The 14,426-nt window shown below is 60.6% G+C and carries 16 protein-coding genes; 7 read left to right on the forward strand and 9 right to left on the reverse strand.

What is annotated here, in order from left to right; genetic code table 11:
- Positions 1-143: 143 nt before the first annotated feature.
- From IYW40_RS04490 to IYW40_RS04505, 4 genes are all read right to left on the reverse strand, one after another.
- Positions 144-656: a hypothetical protein gene (locus IYW40_RS04490; RefSeq protein WP_196399571.1), complete on the reverse strand. Its 513-nt coding sequence runs from the start codon at positions 654-656 to the stop codon at positions 144-146.
- Positions 657-730: 74 nt separating this feature from the next.
- Entirely contained in the window at positions 731-1,339 is a 609-nt protein-coding gene (gene gspM, locus IYW40_RS04495) for a type II secretion system protein GspM (RefSeq protein ID WP_196399572.1), read from the reverse strand.
- The gene (locus tag IYW40_RS04500; RefSeq protein WP_246720636.1) at positions 1,336-2,415 is read right to left on the reverse strand and encodes a PilN domain-containing protein; all 1,080 of its coding nucleotides are present in this window, start codon (positions 2,413-2,415) and stop codon (positions 1,336-1,338) included. The genes gspM and IYW40_RS04500 overlap by 4 nt, the downstream gene beginning before the upstream one ends.
- A gap of 84 nt (positions 2,416-2,499) precedes the next feature.
- The gene (locus tag IYW40_RS04505) at positions 2,500-3,192 is read right to left on the reverse strand and encodes a DUF1190 domain-containing protein (protein ID WP_196399574.1); all 693 of its coding nucleotides are present in this window, start codon (positions 3,190-3,192) and stop codon (positions 2,500-2,502) included.
- 106 nt (positions 3,193-3,298) lie between these two features.
- Here IYW40_RS04505 and IYW40_RS04510 point away from each other — a divergent pair, with 106 nt between their 5' ends.
- Genes IYW40_RS04510 through IYW40_RS04530 form a run of 5 tightly spaced genes read left to right on the forward strand, consistent with a single transcriptional unit; the run spans position 3,299 to position 7,748 of the window.
- Positions 3,299-5,050 (forward strand): GspE/PulE family protein, encoded by a 1,752-nt coding sequence (locus IYW40_RS04510; RefSeq protein WP_196399575.1) that lies wholly within the window; start codon positions 3,299-3,301, stop codon positions 5,048-5,050.
- Between the two features lie 4 nt (positions 5,051-5,054).
- Entirely contained in the window at positions 5,055-6,269 is a 1,215-nt protein-coding gene (locus IYW40_RS04515) for a type II secretion system F family protein (protein ID WP_196399576.1), read from the forward strand.
- Positions 6,269-6,730 carry a GspH/FimT family pseudopilin gene (locus IYW40_RS04520; RefSeq protein WP_196399577.1) on the forward strand — a complete coding sequence of 154 codons (462 nt, stop codon included), beginning with the start codon at positions 6,269-6,271 and terminating at the stop codon, positions 6,728-6,730. Before IYW40_RS04515 ends, IYW40_RS04520 begins: the two co-directional genes overlap by 1 nt.
- Positions 6,715-7,125 carry a prepilin-type N-terminal cleavage/methylation domain-containing protein gene (locus IYW40_RS04525; RefSeq protein WP_196399578.1) on the forward strand — a complete coding sequence of 137 codons (411 nt, stop codon included), beginning with the start codon at positions 6,715-6,717 and terminating at the stop codon, positions 7,123-7,125. Before IYW40_RS04520 ends, IYW40_RS04525 begins: the two co-directional genes overlap by 16 nt.
- Positions 7,122-7,748 (forward strand): prepilin-type N-terminal cleavage/methylation domain-containing protein, encoded by a 627-nt coding sequence (locus IYW40_RS04530; RefSeq protein WP_196399579.1) that lies wholly within the window; start codon positions 7,122-7,124, stop codon positions 7,746-7,748. The genes IYW40_RS04525 and IYW40_RS04530 overlap by 4 nt, the downstream gene beginning before the upstream one ends.
- 3 nt (positions 7,749-7,751) lie before the next feature.
- On the opposite strand, the gene IYW40_RS04535 is transcribed toward IYW40_RS04530, so the two are convergent.
- Both IYW40_RS04535 and IYW40_RS22215 read right to left on the reverse strand, forming a co-directional pair.
- Positions 7,752-8,282, reverse strand: a complete 531-nt coding sequence (locus IYW40_RS04535) for an A24 family peptidase (RefSeq protein ID WP_246720637.1) — start codon at positions 8,280-8,282, stop codon at positions 7,752-7,754.
- A 575-nt stretch (positions 8,283-8,857) separates the two neighbouring features.
- Positions 8,858-8,998 (reverse strand): hypothetical protein, encoded by a 141-nt coding sequence (locus IYW40_RS22215; RefSeq protein WP_348644233.1) that lies wholly within the window; start codon positions 8,996-8,998, stop codon positions 8,858-8,860.
- Here IYW40_RS22215 and gspD point away from each other — a divergent pair.
- Positions 8,942-10,984 carry a type II secretion system secretin GspD gene (gspD, locus tag IYW40_RS04540; RefSeq protein ID WP_348644232.1) on the forward strand — a complete coding sequence of 681 codons (2,043 nt, stop codon included), beginning with the start codon at positions 8,942-8,944 and terminating at the stop codon, positions 10,982-10,984. The two genes, IYW40_RS22215 and gspD, sit on opposite strands and share 57 nt — an antisense overlap.
- Positions 10,985-10,990: 6 nt before the next feature.
- On the opposite strand, the gene IYW40_RS04545 is transcribed toward gspD, so the two are convergent.
- The 3 genes from IYW40_RS04545 to IYW40_RS04555 all read right to left on the reverse strand — a co-directional run bounded on the left by IYW40_RS04545 (position 10,991) and on the right by IYW40_RS04555 (position 13,006).
- Positions 10,991-11,893 (reverse strand): type II secretion system protein GspK, encoded by a 903-nt coding sequence (locus IYW40_RS04545; protein WP_246720638.1) that lies wholly within the window; start codon positions 11,891-11,893, stop codon positions 10,991-10,993.
- A 66-nt stretch (positions 11,894-11,959) separates the two neighbouring features.
- On the reverse strand, positions 11,960-12,385 hold the full coding sequence (gspG, locus tag IYW40_RS04550; RefSeq protein ID WP_246720650.1) for a type II secretion system major pseudopilin GspG: 426 nt from the start codon (positions 12,383-12,385) through the stop codon (positions 11,960-11,962).
- 147 nt (positions 12,386-12,532) lie between these two features.
- Positions 12,533-13,006 carry a hypothetical protein gene (locus IYW40_RS04555; protein WP_246720639.1) on the reverse strand — a complete coding sequence of 158 codons (474 nt, stop codon included), beginning with the start codon at positions 13,004-13,006 and terminating at the stop codon, positions 12,533-12,535.
- A gap of 398 nt (positions 13,007-13,404) precedes the next feature.
- On the opposite strand from IYW40_RS04555, the gene IYW40_RS04560 reads away from it, so the two are divergent.
- The coding region (locus IYW40_RS04560; RefSeq protein WP_196399582.1) for an outer membrane beta-barrel protein at positions 13,405-14,426 on the forward strand (1,022 nt) is incomplete at its 3' end.

Below are 14,426 nucleotides of genomic sequence, written 5' to 3' on the forward strand. Positions count from 1 at the left end.
GAGCGGGACGGCACCGCTGTCGGCGATATCGACGCGCACAAGGGATCGATTCTTCGCTCGTCGCGGAGACCTGCGACATCACCGCCGAATGCGCCGACTTTTTCGCCGCCGCTGGATATGAGGCATTCTGAAAAGAAACCACACTAGTGCTGAGTTTCGTGAGGCGCCAACGGTGGTTTATAGAGTTTTACTTTCGCGGATTGGACGCCGCTTTGCAAAATGACTTCTGCGCTGGTTATGGAGGCGACGGTCCAAGCGTCCACGGCGTCGCCAACCTTCCGCCACGCGCCCTGAGGCGAGCCGGCCGAGAAGAGGAACGCCTGGGCCGCCTTCTTGTGCCGTACAATGGCGGTGACGATCAGATCGGTGGGCGCATTAGAAAGGTTGGCCGCCCAGGCCGATGCTGAGTCGGTTTTGCGCAGCGGTTTGCGGTTCTTCGAGAAGATTGGTCGCGACAGGGATTCAACATCGGCCGATGCAAGCTTGGGCGCGCTCAATTCGACCACAGTCAGCGCCGGCGGCGTCCAGTCAGGCGCCCCGACACCGCTATCGGGGCTCAAGGGGCCAACGATGGCATAGAGGGCGAAGATCACCGTCCCCGAAAAAATTGCCGATAAGAAAACTAGGGCGATCGCTGAGAGCGGCGAAAGCTGCATCTGCTTGACGCCTGAGAACCGCGGCAGCGCGTTCTGCAGCAATGCCGCGAACCGAACTTGTCGTCTCGCCCTTATCATGAACGGCCTTTTTTAGGTGCGCCGCCGAAGACATCGAATTGCGCCTCTAGTTCATCGGTCTCTTGCGAGGCGCCCCAAAACATCGTCTGATTGTGAATTGTTGCGGTGGTGATGATCAGCAACGGCGGCTCGCCTTCTAGAGCACGGGCAAGCGCATGAATGCGGCCGTACGACCCCGAGACGTCGAGCCGCGCGCCAACGAGCGCTACTCCTTGAAAGGCCTTTTGGGGAAGCATCTGGATAGACCTTACGGTCACCTGTGCCGCTTCCGAAATTGCCTTTAGCCGCGCCTGTAAGTTAGCGCTAATGACGCCATCGCTGTCGCCGTCGAAGAGCTCGCCGCGGCCGTTAATGTCTGACACCTGCTGCGCGTACGCTTGGATCTGGTCTTCATGCGCGACAACGGCTTCGTAGCGCGCCAGCGTCTGCCGACGCTCGGCGATGGCATCGGCGCCGATCGCGATCATGTGGCGCGCCGGTTCGATAAATACAAAATAAAAAAGCAGCAGCGCCAGCAGATTTACGCCGGCAAAGACGGAGCGGCGGCCTAGGCGCGAGTGGCGGAGCGCCTTCCGAATGAAGGGGGCGCTGATCCGGTGTCTCACTTCCCACCCTCCTGCTTCCTGTTTTCGAGTTTCGCCTGAAGCGAAAAGCCCTCACGCTTTTCATGTGGGTCGGGGGTAATAGGCGCCGTCAGCTCCGCGTCGCTGAACAGTGGCGATTTGTTGAAGCGCGCCGGCAGACCGACCGCCGAACTCGCGAATCCGACGAGGTCAATTGTCCGCTCGTTGGGTGTGGGCTCACTCAGCCGGAAATCGGTAAGAAAAGCGTCATCAGGCAGAATGCGTGCGGTTTCCTCCCACAAATCAGCGAATTGCGGTCCGTTCCGGCGCGTGTTTCGCAAAACTGAGAGGATGCGACTCTCCGAGGAGGCCCGATCCACAGACTGGCGCACGCGCGCGGCGCGTACAGACATCTCCTGGATCTTTGCATCGATCTCTTCGTTCAAGGCGCTTTGGCGCCATAGCGTGGCCACTACGCCGACCAGCACAAACGCAAAAATTCCTGCGCAGAGACCAAACGCCAGATTGCGGAATCGATACGACGTCCGGGCCTCGGAGTGCAAGCGGATGAGAGGCGCTTTCTCGCCGCCCTCGCGTTGGCCAGCGGCCCGGATGAAGCCAACGTCGGAGAAGGCGAGGCCGGCGCGTTCGGCGGCCTCCATGGCGATATCGCGTCGCAGAATCCACAGACTCACCCGCAGTTTATCCGGAGCGGTAGGATGTTCCGCGATCGAGTGGTCGTAAAGTACGTCTGTTAGACGTAGAGGCGTCTTGCGTTCGATGTCAGCGACGAGAAGTTTGGGTAGAGCGCCGGCCGCGGCGCGTGGGACGTCGAATCGGCGCACGAAGAAGGAATCAGCCTCGATCTCGAGCCCGATCCGTACTGAGTTGCGCGTTAGCTCATGACGCCTCAACGCCTCTTCGAGCGACGAAGAGGCGAGTTCGTCTTCCGAAAGGCGCCAGAGCGGCGCGCCGCGTGGGTCCAGGCACCAGAGATCGCGCCCTCCCGCCCTGACAACCAGCTGCCGGTCGCCCCGATCGGTTAGCCAGGCGACCGTCTCCGGGGGAAATAGGCTGAAGAATTCGCGTCGATACCAAGCTAGGAACCGAAGCGCCATCGTTTTGATCGAACCCTCGAGAACTTGTCGCGTCCAGAACTCGCTTGCCATTTCGGACCATTGCCGATGTGAGAGACTTCGCTGCTATGGGATGAATGGCGCGTTTCTCAGCCGTAGCCGACGCTGTTCGCGCGGTTCCGTCGCCGACACGTCATCGCCGATCGGTCCCTCGATTGCGCCAAGCGCCGCGGCTACAAACGTCACTTCGCCTGTAAAGGCTTTGTGCTTGGCGAAAGGGATAAATCGGTCGGGCGAAAGAATCGCGGCCTTGTCCTGGAGGGCTTTCTCTTGCACAGACCTGTCGTCCGAATTATAAGATCTTGACACCGGAAAATACGCGAAGATTGCATGCGGTGTGTCCACCGCGAGCGTTGGCGCCGCTTCCACTCCTCTTGGAGATGCAATTATTTCGACGCCAAGCTCAGAGGGCATATAGCTCGACTCCTCGGACGGCGCATAGGACAAAGGTTCCTCAATCGACGGCTCCGCGTAGGTCGGCTCGCAAATGCGGAAATGCAGCTGACACTCGGCGCTAGCGGAAAAGCGTGGGGCCTTGTCGAGCAGTTGCTCGCGTGCATTGGTGAAAGCCGCCACGCACTCTCGTCTCGTAAAGGCGCCTGACGCGATGCATGCGTCTTGCGTCGCGAAGAAATAGGTTTTTCCCATGGTCTCGGCACATGCAGGCGCAACAAATGACAAGCAAAACGCCACGTAGCGTAGCGCCGCCACCGCACCGGACTGAAGCGTTGCGGTGTTGGAATTCTTGCTGTCCCACATTACAATCGCTCAACAAGACCTGAACAGTAGACGCATATTAATCTCAATTGTGTCATTCCGAAGTCCAATTACACGCTTGCCAGTCCGCTCCGATGAAGGGTTCTTGATGGAGTCGCAAATTGAGATCCGAGCCTATCGTGGCGATCGGGCGGAGCATTGGCCGGACGCCAATACTCCGGCTTTTGCGGCGAGCTTCGCCGCATTCCTCCTCGCCCAAAGCGCCATGGACGAACTGGCTCTGCAGCGTTCTGTCAGAGCGGCGTCACAGAGCGGCGAGCGCTTCGATCATGTGTTGACGAAGCTCGGACTTGTTTCGGAAGCCGATCTTTGCGCACACCTCAGCAAATTCCTCAAAATTCCCTTGCTTGAAGCAGCAGACATGCCGCTCGAACCGCCGCTGCGCGATGAAATTCCCGAAAAATTCATTCACGCCAATCGGCTGCTGCCGCTCTCGGTTCAGGGTCAGCGGCTGAAGCTTGCGATCGCCGATCCGCTAGATCTCGAACCGGTGCGGGCGCTGGCCTATTCGACGGGCCACGAAATCGAACTGCTCCTCATCTCGCCGGCCCAGTTTGACAAGGCCTGGTCCTCTCTCTATGGCGCGCGTCACGACAATGTTCCTGTGCTCGACGACGACCTGCGCGCCAAAGACGCAAGCGAATTCGACCTCCAGCGCCTTCGTGATATCGCCAATGAGGCGCCGGTCGTTCGGCGCGTTAATCAGATCATCGCTGACGCGATCGAAGCGCGCGCCTCCGACATTCACATTGAGCCTTCGCTCGAGGCCGTGCAGGTCCGCTACAGGATCGACGGCGCGCTGCGCGCCGCCGAGTCACTGCCACCGGGGTTAAAAGCTGCGATCGCCTCGCGCATAAAGATCATGGCGCGCCTGGACATCGCCGAGCGTCGCCTGCCGCAGGACGGGCGCATTAAACTCGCGATCCGAGGCGTCGACATCGACTTCCGTGTCTCGACGCTGCCGACGGCGCATGGAGAAAGCGTCGTTCTGCGCATTCTCGACCGCAGCCAAATTGCGCTCGATTTCGCTAGGCTGGGCTTCGAGCCGAAGACGACGGCGCAACTGCGAAAGGCGATGCGCAATCCCAATGGAATTGTGCTCGTCACTGGTCCAACGGGCTCAGGCAAGACCACGACGCTTTATACCGCTCTCAAGGAGCTGACGACTCCGGATGTGAAGGTGTTTACCGTCGAGGACCCGATCGAATATCAGCTTACGGGTGTCAATCAGGTTCAGGTGCAGCCGGCAATCGGCCTCGACTTTCCTAACACGTTGCGCGCCATTCTGCGCCAGGATCCAGACATCATCATGATCGGCGAAATTCGCGACTCAGAGACCGCGCGCATCGCCATTCAGGCCTCGCTCACGGGCCATCTCGTCTTTTCGACCCTCCACACGAACAGCGCCACCGCCTCGATCACCCGTCTTATCGACATGGGTGTCGAAAATTATCTGATCGCCTCGACAGTGAAGGCGGTTCTGGCTCAGCGGCTCGTGAGGCGCCTGTGTGAGGCCTGCGCCGCGCCCCTCGAATCGCGCACGCAAGTTCGGGCGCAGTTTGCGGGAGAAGTCTTCGCAAGCGGCCCCGACCGACTTTCAACGCCGAGAGGCTGTCCACAATGCCGCAATCTTGGTTATTCTGGGCGCTCGACGATTACTGAGCTTCTCATCATGAACGAGCGTATGCAGCGCCTCGTATGCGAAAGCGCCCCCGACGCGGCGCTAGAGGCGGCCGCACGCGAAGATGGCATGACGACCATGTATCAGTGCGGCATGGGCAAGGCTTGGCGCGGCGAAACAACGATTGAGGAAGTCGCGCGCGTCACGCGCATGGACTGACGCCATGCCGACCTTCAGCTATCGCGCCTATAGTGGCTCCGGAGATCTCGTGGAGGGCGAGATCGAAGCGTCCAGCAGCGACGAGGCGGAACATGCTCTGTTCCTGCGCGGGCTCACGCCCTTCGAGACGCACGAGGCGAGGTCGGTGTCGCCAGTCGCTGGGTTCGTCTTCGGTAGAAGACGTCCTAACGCCGCCCAGATTGCTTTCTTCACGCGAGAATTCGCCACGCTTGAACAGGCGGACCTTCCGCTCGATCAAAGCCTGCGCATTCTCGCTGCGCAATCTCCCACCGAGACGCTGCGCGCGCTGGCGCAGGAGATTTTGGCGGCGATCGTTGACGGCGCATCGCTTTCTGACGCCTTGTCCCGCCGCGCAGACGTTTTCTCGTTAGAATATATTAATGTCGTGCGCGAGGGGGAGACAGTAGGTAGGGTTGGTCCAGCGCTGATGGATCTCGCCGAAATGCTCGAACGCCGCCAGGACTTGAAGGCGCGCATCCAGAGCACGCTCGTCTATCCCGCGCTGCTCATCACGCTTGCTCTTGTGTCGACTGGCATCGTGCTCGGAACGCTCGTTCCAAGCATTGCTCCGATCTTCGCCGACAATGGCAAGGACATGCCGGCCGGTCTGCAGTTCATCCTCGAGATCGAGGCGAATGTCGGAGTCATCGCGCTCGCGCTCGGCGCAGTCGCAATAGCTATCGCGATTATCTACAAGATGGCGCAGTCACGCCCGCTCTGGCGGATTGCGATCGCGCGCATTTATCTTCGGATACCCGTCGTCGGCGGACTCCTGTCGCAATTCGCTGCGGCGCGATTTTCCCGCACCCTAGGCTCCATGCTGAAAGCCGGAGTCCCGCTTCTGCAAGCGCTCGAGAGCGCGCGCACGGCGGTGTCCAACGAGTTTCTTAGGCATGAATTTGCGGGCGTAATCGAGGCAGTGCGCGGCGGCTCCAATCTCAGCAACTCTCTCGCGGCCGTGCCCCATTTACCGCCCGTTGTGAAACAGATGATCGCCATAGGCGAAGAGACTGCGCAACTCGGCGATATGCTGCTGCGCATCGCCGCCATGTTCGAGCGACAAACGCAACGCTCGATCGAGCGAGCGATGGGCCTACTTACGCCCGCCCTGACCATTATGATCGCCGCCGCTGTCGGGGGGCTGATAATGACCGTCATGGACGCCGTGCTCAGCATCAACGATCTCGCGGCAAAGTGATGCGACGGCTCAGGAAAGGGCGGGAACGCCGCGCTGGATTCACTCTCCTCGAGTCGCTTGTCGTAATTGCGCTGATCGCGCTCGGCGCGAGCGTGGCCTCACAATTGCTGCGGCCGCGTTCGGGACGCCTCCGACTCGAGACTTCGGCGCAGAGATTTTGTGAGACGTTGCGGGCCTCCCGTGCGCGCGCCATAGCCACCAATAGCGATGCTTCCATCGTCGTAGACCTCTCCAGCAAGACTTACACCTCGCCCATAGGCCCGCCGGGCAAGTTTCCCGCCGAGGCGTTGATCACGCTTGATGTCGCCAATACGCAGCAGTTAACGACCCAAAGCGGCGCGATCACTTTCTTTCCCGATGGCGGCTCGACGGGCGCCGACATGACCCTGCAAACGCCGGAAGCGCGCGCGAGGATCGGCGTGAACTGGTTAACAGGCAGCGCCAAATGCGAAATCAGCTAAGATCGCGGCAGGGATTCTCTCTCATCGAGGCGCTCGTGGCGCTCGCAATATTGGCGGCGGCGCTCGGGCAACTGCTGGAGGGGGTGAGCGGCGGCGCCCGCAACCAGGCGCGCGCCGATTTCTTGTTGCGCGCGGCGCGTCAGGGCGCCTCCCAGCTGGACGCGCTCGGCGTCGACGGGCCCGTCCCTTATGGCGAATCGAGTGGCCGCTATCCGGATGGGCTGCATTGGTCGCTTTCGGTCGCGCCGGGGCCGAGCGTCGCCGGCGCGACCGGGCAACCGATCGCGACAAGTTTCCACGCGCGGCTTCAGATTAAGAAGCCCTCTGGATTTGGCGAGAGTTACATCATCTCTTCGTTCAAGATCAGGCCCGTTGAACAGCAGTGGCTCCAGTGAAGCGAATAGGGCGCGACGGTTTCACCCTTCTCGAGCTGCTGCTGGCGATCAGCCTCGTTTCGCTGATCACCGCCACGATCATGGGGGGAGTTCATCTCGGCCGACGAAGTTGGGAAAGCGGCCGCGCGAGCGAGGCGATCGACGAGATCGAGAGCGCGGTGCGCGCCGCGTCCTGGATCATCGGCAAGAGCTTCGTGGTCACTCCGGATCAGGTTCCACCTGGCGGCTCCGACCCACCGCCTATTTTCTTGGGCTCGGCCAATAAGTGCCGTTTGGTTATGCTGAGCGAGGGCGGCGCGCAATGGGGCGGTCTAATCGTTGCCGAGATCGCTGTCGATACTGGCCCCGATGGCGATGAACTTGCCGTCTGGACGAAGGTCTATCGGCCAAATGAGGGTCTTGCGCCGGCGCGGGAGACCATGCGGAAGACGGTCATTCTCCAGGGCTTGGCCGGTCTCGAAATTTCCTATTTCGGCACTGAGCAAAAGGGACAGGCGCCGGCTTGGAGCGTGGGATGGAGGAGCACGGATGGGCTTCCGGCGCTCGTTTCTTTGAAAATTAGCGCAAAGCGCCTCGGCCGGGTCATCGAGGTCGCCTCGACTGTGGCGATCCGCCAGCAGTGACGCTCAGCCGAATTCAATTTGGCCAAAGACCCAGGCAAACCACAACCCGAGCGCCAAATGTGGGCCGAAGGGCACGGGCGTGCGCGCATTTTTGAGCGTTCCCTGCCGCAGGCCGACAAGGGCGGCCAAAAGCGCCGATAGCGTCGCATAAACAAGGCAGCTTGGCAGGCCTTCGAAGCCGAGCCACACGCCTGCGACCCCGAAGAGCCGAGCGTCGCCTTCGCCAACGCCAGGCTGGCCGCGCAGTCTCTCGTAGGCGAGGGCGAGAGCGCGCAACGCGGCGAAACCCAGGGCCCCCCCGGCAAGCCGCTCGGCGATCGCTTCCGGCGTATTGGCGACCATGGATGCCAAGCCGCAAAGAAGGAGAAAGAGCAGCGGCCCATCCGGGATTACGAAATAGCGGGCGTCAAACAGGGCGATCACGCACAGCGCGGCAAAAAGAAACAGACTCGGCAGCAACAGCCAGCCAAGGTCAGCGCTCTGCGCGAGCAATGCGCCGAGCCCGATGAGCGAAAGCCACGCCGTCGCGGTCAACGATCGCGCCTCGGACCGTCCAACTAAGATGTCGCGAGCCACGGACTCGATCGCCCGGCGCCGGCGCCGACATGACGGCGAAAAAAACATGCTGAACACGTGAGTGGCCCACTTGTGGATCATGGCGTAATGGCGGTTTAAACGCTCTCGCTTGAGCTAGTCTCCAGACGGCGTTAGCAGCTGCTTAGTCCATTGAACACAATAGCTTACCCGCTTCGCTTCTGAAGCGCGAATCATCTCAAGTTGTCTTGAACGGTGAAGCTTAGTAGAGATCAATCGTTCTCCAGGGCCAGTCCAGCCTTCTGCTCACCACGGGTGCTAAGGTATTGCGTTTGATCCCCAAAGCAGCTGTCTTGGCTCTTGTGGTCGCTGGCCTCGCCGGTTGCAATGGTTCATCGGTGTCGGGCGGCCCCCCCGTGGCGGAATGGAACGTCACGCCTCTGAAGGAGCGATCCCGCGGCGACCCGGTGAGAACTTCGGGCGTTGCGCCCTCCTCAAGAAGCGGGGGAAGAGCCGCCATCGTTGCGACTGGCACGGGCCGGATGATCGGCGACGGGAAGGCGCTGTCAGCGGCGCTAGAACCGCTCGACGAAGAAGGCGTGACTCTTAACCTCGTAGACCTTCCGATCGCACAGGCCGCAAAGATCGTGATTGGCGACATCGTTGGGGGCGATTTCGTCGTCGACCCCAAACTCGATGGCAAGGTGACGGTTCATACAGCCAACCCCGTTCCGAAGAGCACGGCGCTGGACCTTTTCCAGTCCGCGCTACGCGTGTCCGGCGCTTCTGTCGTCAAAGCCGGCCAAATCTACAAAGTTGTTCCAAGCGACCAGGCGGCCGTCTCGGGCGCGGCAATCATCGGCGACTCGCCGCCGCCCGACGCCACGCCGTTAGGCGAAACCGTCAGGGTTGTCCAGTTACGCTATGTCTCAGCTTCCGAGATGAAGCGCGTGCTTGAGCCGATTGCCGAGCGCGGCTCCGTTGTGCGCGCCGACGCCGCCCGCAATACGTTGACGATCAACGGATCAGCGCAGGATATCGCCACGCTGCTCGACGCTATCAACATGTTCGACATCGACACGATGAGAGGAATGTCCTTCGCGCTCGTTCCCGTGCGAAGCGGCGACGCTGATCTTTTGGCCGAGGATCTCAAGAATGTTTTCGGCTCCGAACGAGATGGCCCAATGGGGGGCATGGTCCGTTTCATCGGCAACAAGCGTTTATCATCGATTCTCGTAATCTCGTCGCAGTCAGAATACATTGGCCGCGCCCGCGCTTGGATTGAAAAACTCGACGCACGCGCTGAACGCGGCGAGAAGCAGTTTTTCACGTACCGTGTCCAGAATCGTCCCGCCAAAGAGCTTATGACGGTGCTGACATCCATCTTCGGTTCAAAGCGACAGCCAGATTCGAATGTTTCGCCGCGCTTCGGCTCATCGTCCCAGTCGTCAGGCGGCGCGATTGGCGGGGCGTCCGGCCCGTTAGGAGCTTTGTCTGCGGCGGGCCCGACGAATGGCGGCGGCCCCGTGGCCACGAACAGCAGCGGATCCAGCGACAGCGGACAGTCGGGCGGCGGCTTCGGGCCAGGATTCAGCGGCGCCGCGGGCTCGCCTAGCAGCATCACCGGCTTGAGCGTGCCCGGCGCCGGGCAGACGGTCGGACCGGCCGGGCCGACGCCAGCGGTCAGCCTCGACGACGACCGTTACAAGGTTGGCGTCGACGACGCTAAAAACGCGCTGATCGTTATGGCGACGCCTGAGGACTATCGACGGATCCGGCGTGTCATCGAGACGCTCGATGTTTTGCCCAATCAGATCTATCTTGAGGCCACCATCGCCGAAGTGCGGCTAAACGACACGATTCGTTTTGGCGTCCGTTGGTTTATGCAGACGAATCCACATCTTTTCGGCTACAGCAATTTCGCTGGAACTAATCCAGCGGCGAACGACATTTTAGGCAAAAATTTACTAGGCGCCAGCGTGGGCGCCGTTTTTCCCGGCTTCGCTTATGCCTTCAGAGCGTCTAGCCAACAGTTAACGATCGACGCATTGAACGCCATCACCGACACGAACATCATCTCAACTCCGTCACTGACGGTGCTGGACAACCGAGAGGCGATTCTGCAGGTCGGAGACCAAATCCCCGTGCAGACGCTCACCAGCGTTTCGGCGATCGGCAACACTTTCAACTCGGTCAGTTACACTAATACAGGCGTCATTCTAAAAATCACGCCACATATCAGCGAAAGTGGACGCGTCATGCTGGAGATCGAACAGGAAGTCTCCAACGTCGATCCCTTGTCAGACCCCAACAGCACCACGCCCCGAATTCAGCAGCGCAGGGTCAAAACTCAGGTGGTCGTCAACGACAATGAATCGTTGATGCTCGGTGGGCTCGTTAAGAATGAGACCGGCAAGAACTCTTCACAGATCCCGGTCGCCGGCGACGTTCCCCTGATCGGCAATCTGTTCAAGAACCATGGTGACTCCATTGGAAAACAGGAGCTCATCATTATGCTTACGCCCCATGTTGTGCGCTCCCTAAGCGAAGGCCGGGAGATTACAGAGGAGTACAAGCGTAAGCTTCTCGACATCTCGTCGCGCGCCATCGGACGCCCTCACGACATCGAACAATCGGTGCGGCGCACCCTATTGGATCCCTGGTCGAAGAGCCCTTGGCGTGCCGACAAAGAGACACGTTGACGCCTCTTAGCAGTCCGGAACGCCGGCGCCATTGGCGGCAATGATGGCGCGCAGTCGATCGGCGTAGCGAGACTGGCCGCGTCTGATTTCGCGAATTGCAAACTGCTTCCCGCTCGGTGGGCGCAAGTCCAGAATGGCTTCTCTTGCGATCGTCTGGCCTGTCGCAAGCCGAACTTCAGCGTGGATGAGAAAGGCGCTTTGGCTGCCTCGCTCATTGAAATTCGCCGGAAAGCGTGGATCCGAGCGGTTGAGATCATTCGGATAGGGTTGCACGGCAAGAGCTCTCACGGCCTCAACAGGAAATCCTGAAAGGGCGGCGAAGAGCGCGGGCGGGCTCGAACGGGCGTCGATCCCCGCGGTATTCGAATGGACTGTGACCAAGGGCAGAAGCGCGCGGAAGAGCGTGGGGTCTACCCCGCTCACCTGGTCGAGCTCCATGATAGTCTCGAACAGTCCCTCCTTGGATGTCGTGGGCTTGCCGCCTGCGCGCGTCGAGCTCATCTGGGCCGTGGCATCGGTCGACGACGTACGAAAGGCGACAATCGCGCTCGCCGCCTCCTGCGCTTTGCGCTCGCTGAGGCCGAGGCCAAGAAGCGCCGCCTGCAAAAGCTCGGGCCGCGCGGCGTTCAAATCGATCTTGCCGGCCTCGTCTTCGACTGCCAACGCCACGAGAGCTCTGTCCAATGCACAAAATTTCGGCGTGCCGTCGTAAACCGTCTCTCCCGTCGGAGAGGCTTCTCTTTTCGTAAGCAGTGCGAGTGTTGCGAGGTTGATCGCGCTTTCCGCGACATAGCTCGCCTGGTTTGCGCTTCCGATATTGAAGGCGGCCTGCAACCGAAGACGCCCGGAATCCATGAAAGCGATGATGAGCATCGCGATCAGTCCGGTGCCCCAGATAACCGCTAGCAAGGCGAATCCGTCGCGCCTCCTATTGATGGAGCTGCGCGTTTTGCTGTCTGAAGTCACGCGGCTCGCTCACTTGGCCTGCTCGCTGCGAGAAATCGCACTTGCGGAGCCTTCGCGGCCTTCTGGTCCATTTGAGCCGACGTCGTAGGGGCCGTCCCTGCCCGGCGCTCGATAGAGGTAGGCATGCCCCCATGGATCCCTGGGAACGCCCGTCGACTTTAGATAAGGGCCGCTCCAGGACGAAACGGCGGCGGGCCGCTGCACCAACGCGCCCAGACCTTCCTCAGTCGTGGGGTAACGTCCGGCGTCGATATAAAAGAGATCGAGCGCGCTCGCGATGTTCTGCATCTGAATTTGAGCGGTCTTCACTTTGGATTCGGAAAGATAGTTGAGCACGCGCGGGCCGACGAGCCCAACGATTAACCCTATGATCGCAAGCACGACCAACATTTCGACCAGCGTGAAGCCGGCGCGACGTCTCCGCCGCGCATGCATCAATTGGGCGCGGCGTCTGGTCGCCTTAGCGGATCGTTCCAAACCCTTCTGCCGCATGTTTCTGCTCCTTTCTTGAGCCGATTAAGAATTGACTCAGCGCACGAAATTCAATCTGGCAGTCGGCGCTGGCCCCGGCCAGGAGCGATATCAAAGCTCCACGTAAACGTCGCAACCGTAGATCGAGACCGGGTTGCCTTCGGAATCCTCGATTTTGTTCCAGCACTTGCCGATGCCCCAAATCATTCGATAGATGAAGACGCCTTCAAGTTCGACCACGCGTTTTTCGGGAACGCGTTGCCGCCCTAAATAATTGAAATAGGCCACTGCGATGTCATCCCCACAACGGTAGAGCGTTCCCCGGTCCAGGAGAAAGACGCTACTGCGGTCCTTCGCATGGCTGATGCAGTAAGAATAGTGCATTAAGGCGTCCGGTCTAACGTTGATCTCGGCGACAGCCGCTACCGGCAGAACCAGCTGGGCGCCTAGCAGGAGAGGCAATGTGGACTGCGAGGCATTACCGATTATGTTTGACCAGAACTTAGGCTGAGTTTGCTTATACAGACGGGCCGCGCCCAGAAGGCTAATCAGCGGCGCTAGAAAGCGCCATGAAACAATCCCCATTATACCTCCGACAATCGCGGGGCGTGACGGGATCATGTGTATTGCTGTTTAAAGCCAGGCGCAACGCGAAGAAAGCAATGGCGGTAACGCACGCGAAGCGCGCTGGGGTAAAGGGCTGCTATCGTTGGCGGAGCTTCAGGGAACGAAGGGGAGGTTAGATCAACGAATGATGGCGTTTGGCGGCGCAGGCGACTGCGGAAGGATCGCCCGGGCGCCGTCGCCGTTACCCTATGCTGTCGCGGCTTCGCAGGCCCCAGTTTGCGTGTCAATTTTGTCACTGTCTGGAAAAATTCCAAAGAGCCGCGCATTGACGTCGATCAGCCACATTGATTTTGCTGACAAAAAATAACAGGGTCCCCGGCAAAGCTCGTGAAGGAAAGCACCGAGGGGGCGGGGCGATGAATATTAAATTTGGGATGATCGCATTGACGATGGCGCTTGCCAGCAGCCCAGCTGTTGCCGCCGATCTTTCTTCGCTCAAGGGGCCTGTTCCTCCCCCGCCGCCGCCGATCTGGACCGGCTTTTACGCGGGCTTGAATGCTGGCTACGGTTGGGGAACGTCGAATGCGGTTACGACCGGCGCCGCGCCTCTCTACGACACTCTCGCGACCGATCCCTTCTGGGGAACCCCGGTCGGCTATACTGCGGCGGCCAACGCCGGCGTTGCGACCGTCAATCAGTCAGGCTTCATCGGCGGCGGCCAGGTCGGCTATAATTATCAGTGGGGCCCGAGCGTCGTAGCGGGATTGGAGGCCGACATTCAAGGCTCGGCAATCCGGGGAACGGGCGGTCAGTTTGGGGCTGTGCAGTTTGGGCCGGATCTCTCCGGGCTCAACAACCTGGCGAGTGGCGGGGGCGTCGTCACGGCCGGAGTCGACTGGCTCGGCACTGTTCGTGGCCGTCTCGGCTATCTGGTGACGCCGAGACTGCTGGCCTATGCGACGGGCGGTCTCGCTTATGGCGGCGTCCATGCGGACGCCGCACACTCGCTCGCCTTCTCCGACAACCTTCCGACTATTTTTCCGACCTTTGGCGGCGGCGGCCGCTACGCCGACACGCGTGTGGGCTGGACGGCCGGCGGCGGCGGCGAGTGGATGTTTGCGCCGAACTGGAGTCTGAAGGCGGAGGCTCTGTACTATGACCTCGGCTCCGCGAGCTTCGCGTCGGGCGTGATGGGAGCCGTGGATCCGGACGGCACGAATCTGGCTGTCGGCGCCGCCCCAGGCGCCCTCCTCTTCGCCAACAGCTTGGCGACGCGGGTGAGATACGACGGCGTCATCGCGCGCGTCGGCGTCAACTATCACTTTAACGGGTGGACGGCCGCTGCGCCCGCAGTTGCGTTCGCGCCGCCGATCTGGACCGGCTTTTACGCGGGCTTGAATGCTGGCTACGGTTGGGGAACGTCGAATGCGGTTACGAC

The sequence above is a fragment of the Methylocystis sp. H4A genome, from assembly GCF_015709545.1.
GTDB classification, from domain to species: domain Bacteria; phylum Pseudomonadota; class Alphaproteobacteria; order Rhizobiales; family Beijerinckiaceae; genus Methylocystis; species Methylocystis silviterrae.

Coding starts and splice junctions, on each gene's coding strand:
- IYW40_RS04490 (WP_196399571.1), bottom strand. CDS start 656: ATGCAGCTTTCGCCGCTCTCAGCGATCGCCCTAGTTTTCTTATCGGCA.
- IYW40_RS04500 (WP_246720636.1), bottom strand. CDS start 2,415: ATGGCGCTTCGGTTCCTAGCTTGGTATCGACGCGAATTCTTCAGCCTA.
- IYW40_RS04505 (WP_196399574.1), bottom strand. CDS start 3,192: ATGTGGGACAGCAAGAATTCCAACACCGCAACGCTTCAGTCCGGTGCG.
- IYW40_RS04510 (WP_196399575.1), top strand. CDS start 3,299: ATGGAGTCGCAAATTGAGATCCGAGCCTATCGTGGCGATCGGGCGGAG.
- IYW40_RS04515 (WP_196399576.1), top strand. CDS start 5,055: ATGCCGACCTTCAGCTATCGCGCCTATAGTGGCTCCGGAGATCTCGTG.
- IYW40_RS04520 (WP_196399577.1), top strand. CDS start 6,269: ATGCGACGGCTCAGGAAAGGGCGGGAACGCCGCGCTGGATTCACTCTC.
- IYW40_RS04525 (WP_196399578.1), top strand. CDS start 6,715: ATGCGAAATCAGCTAAGATCGCGGCAGGGATTCTCTCTCATCGAGGCG.
- IYW40_RS22215 (WP_348644233.1), bottom strand. CDS start 8,998: ATGAACCGTCACCTTGCCATCGAGTTTGGGGTCGACGACGAAATCGCC.
- gspG (WP_246720650.1), bottom strand. CDS start 12,385: ATGCATGCGCGGCGGAGACGTCGCGCCGGCTTCACGCTGGTCGAAATG.
- IYW40_RS04555 (WP_246720639.1), bottom strand. CDS start 13,006: ATGGGGATTGTTTCATGGCGCTTTCTAGCGCCGCTGATTAGCCTTCTG.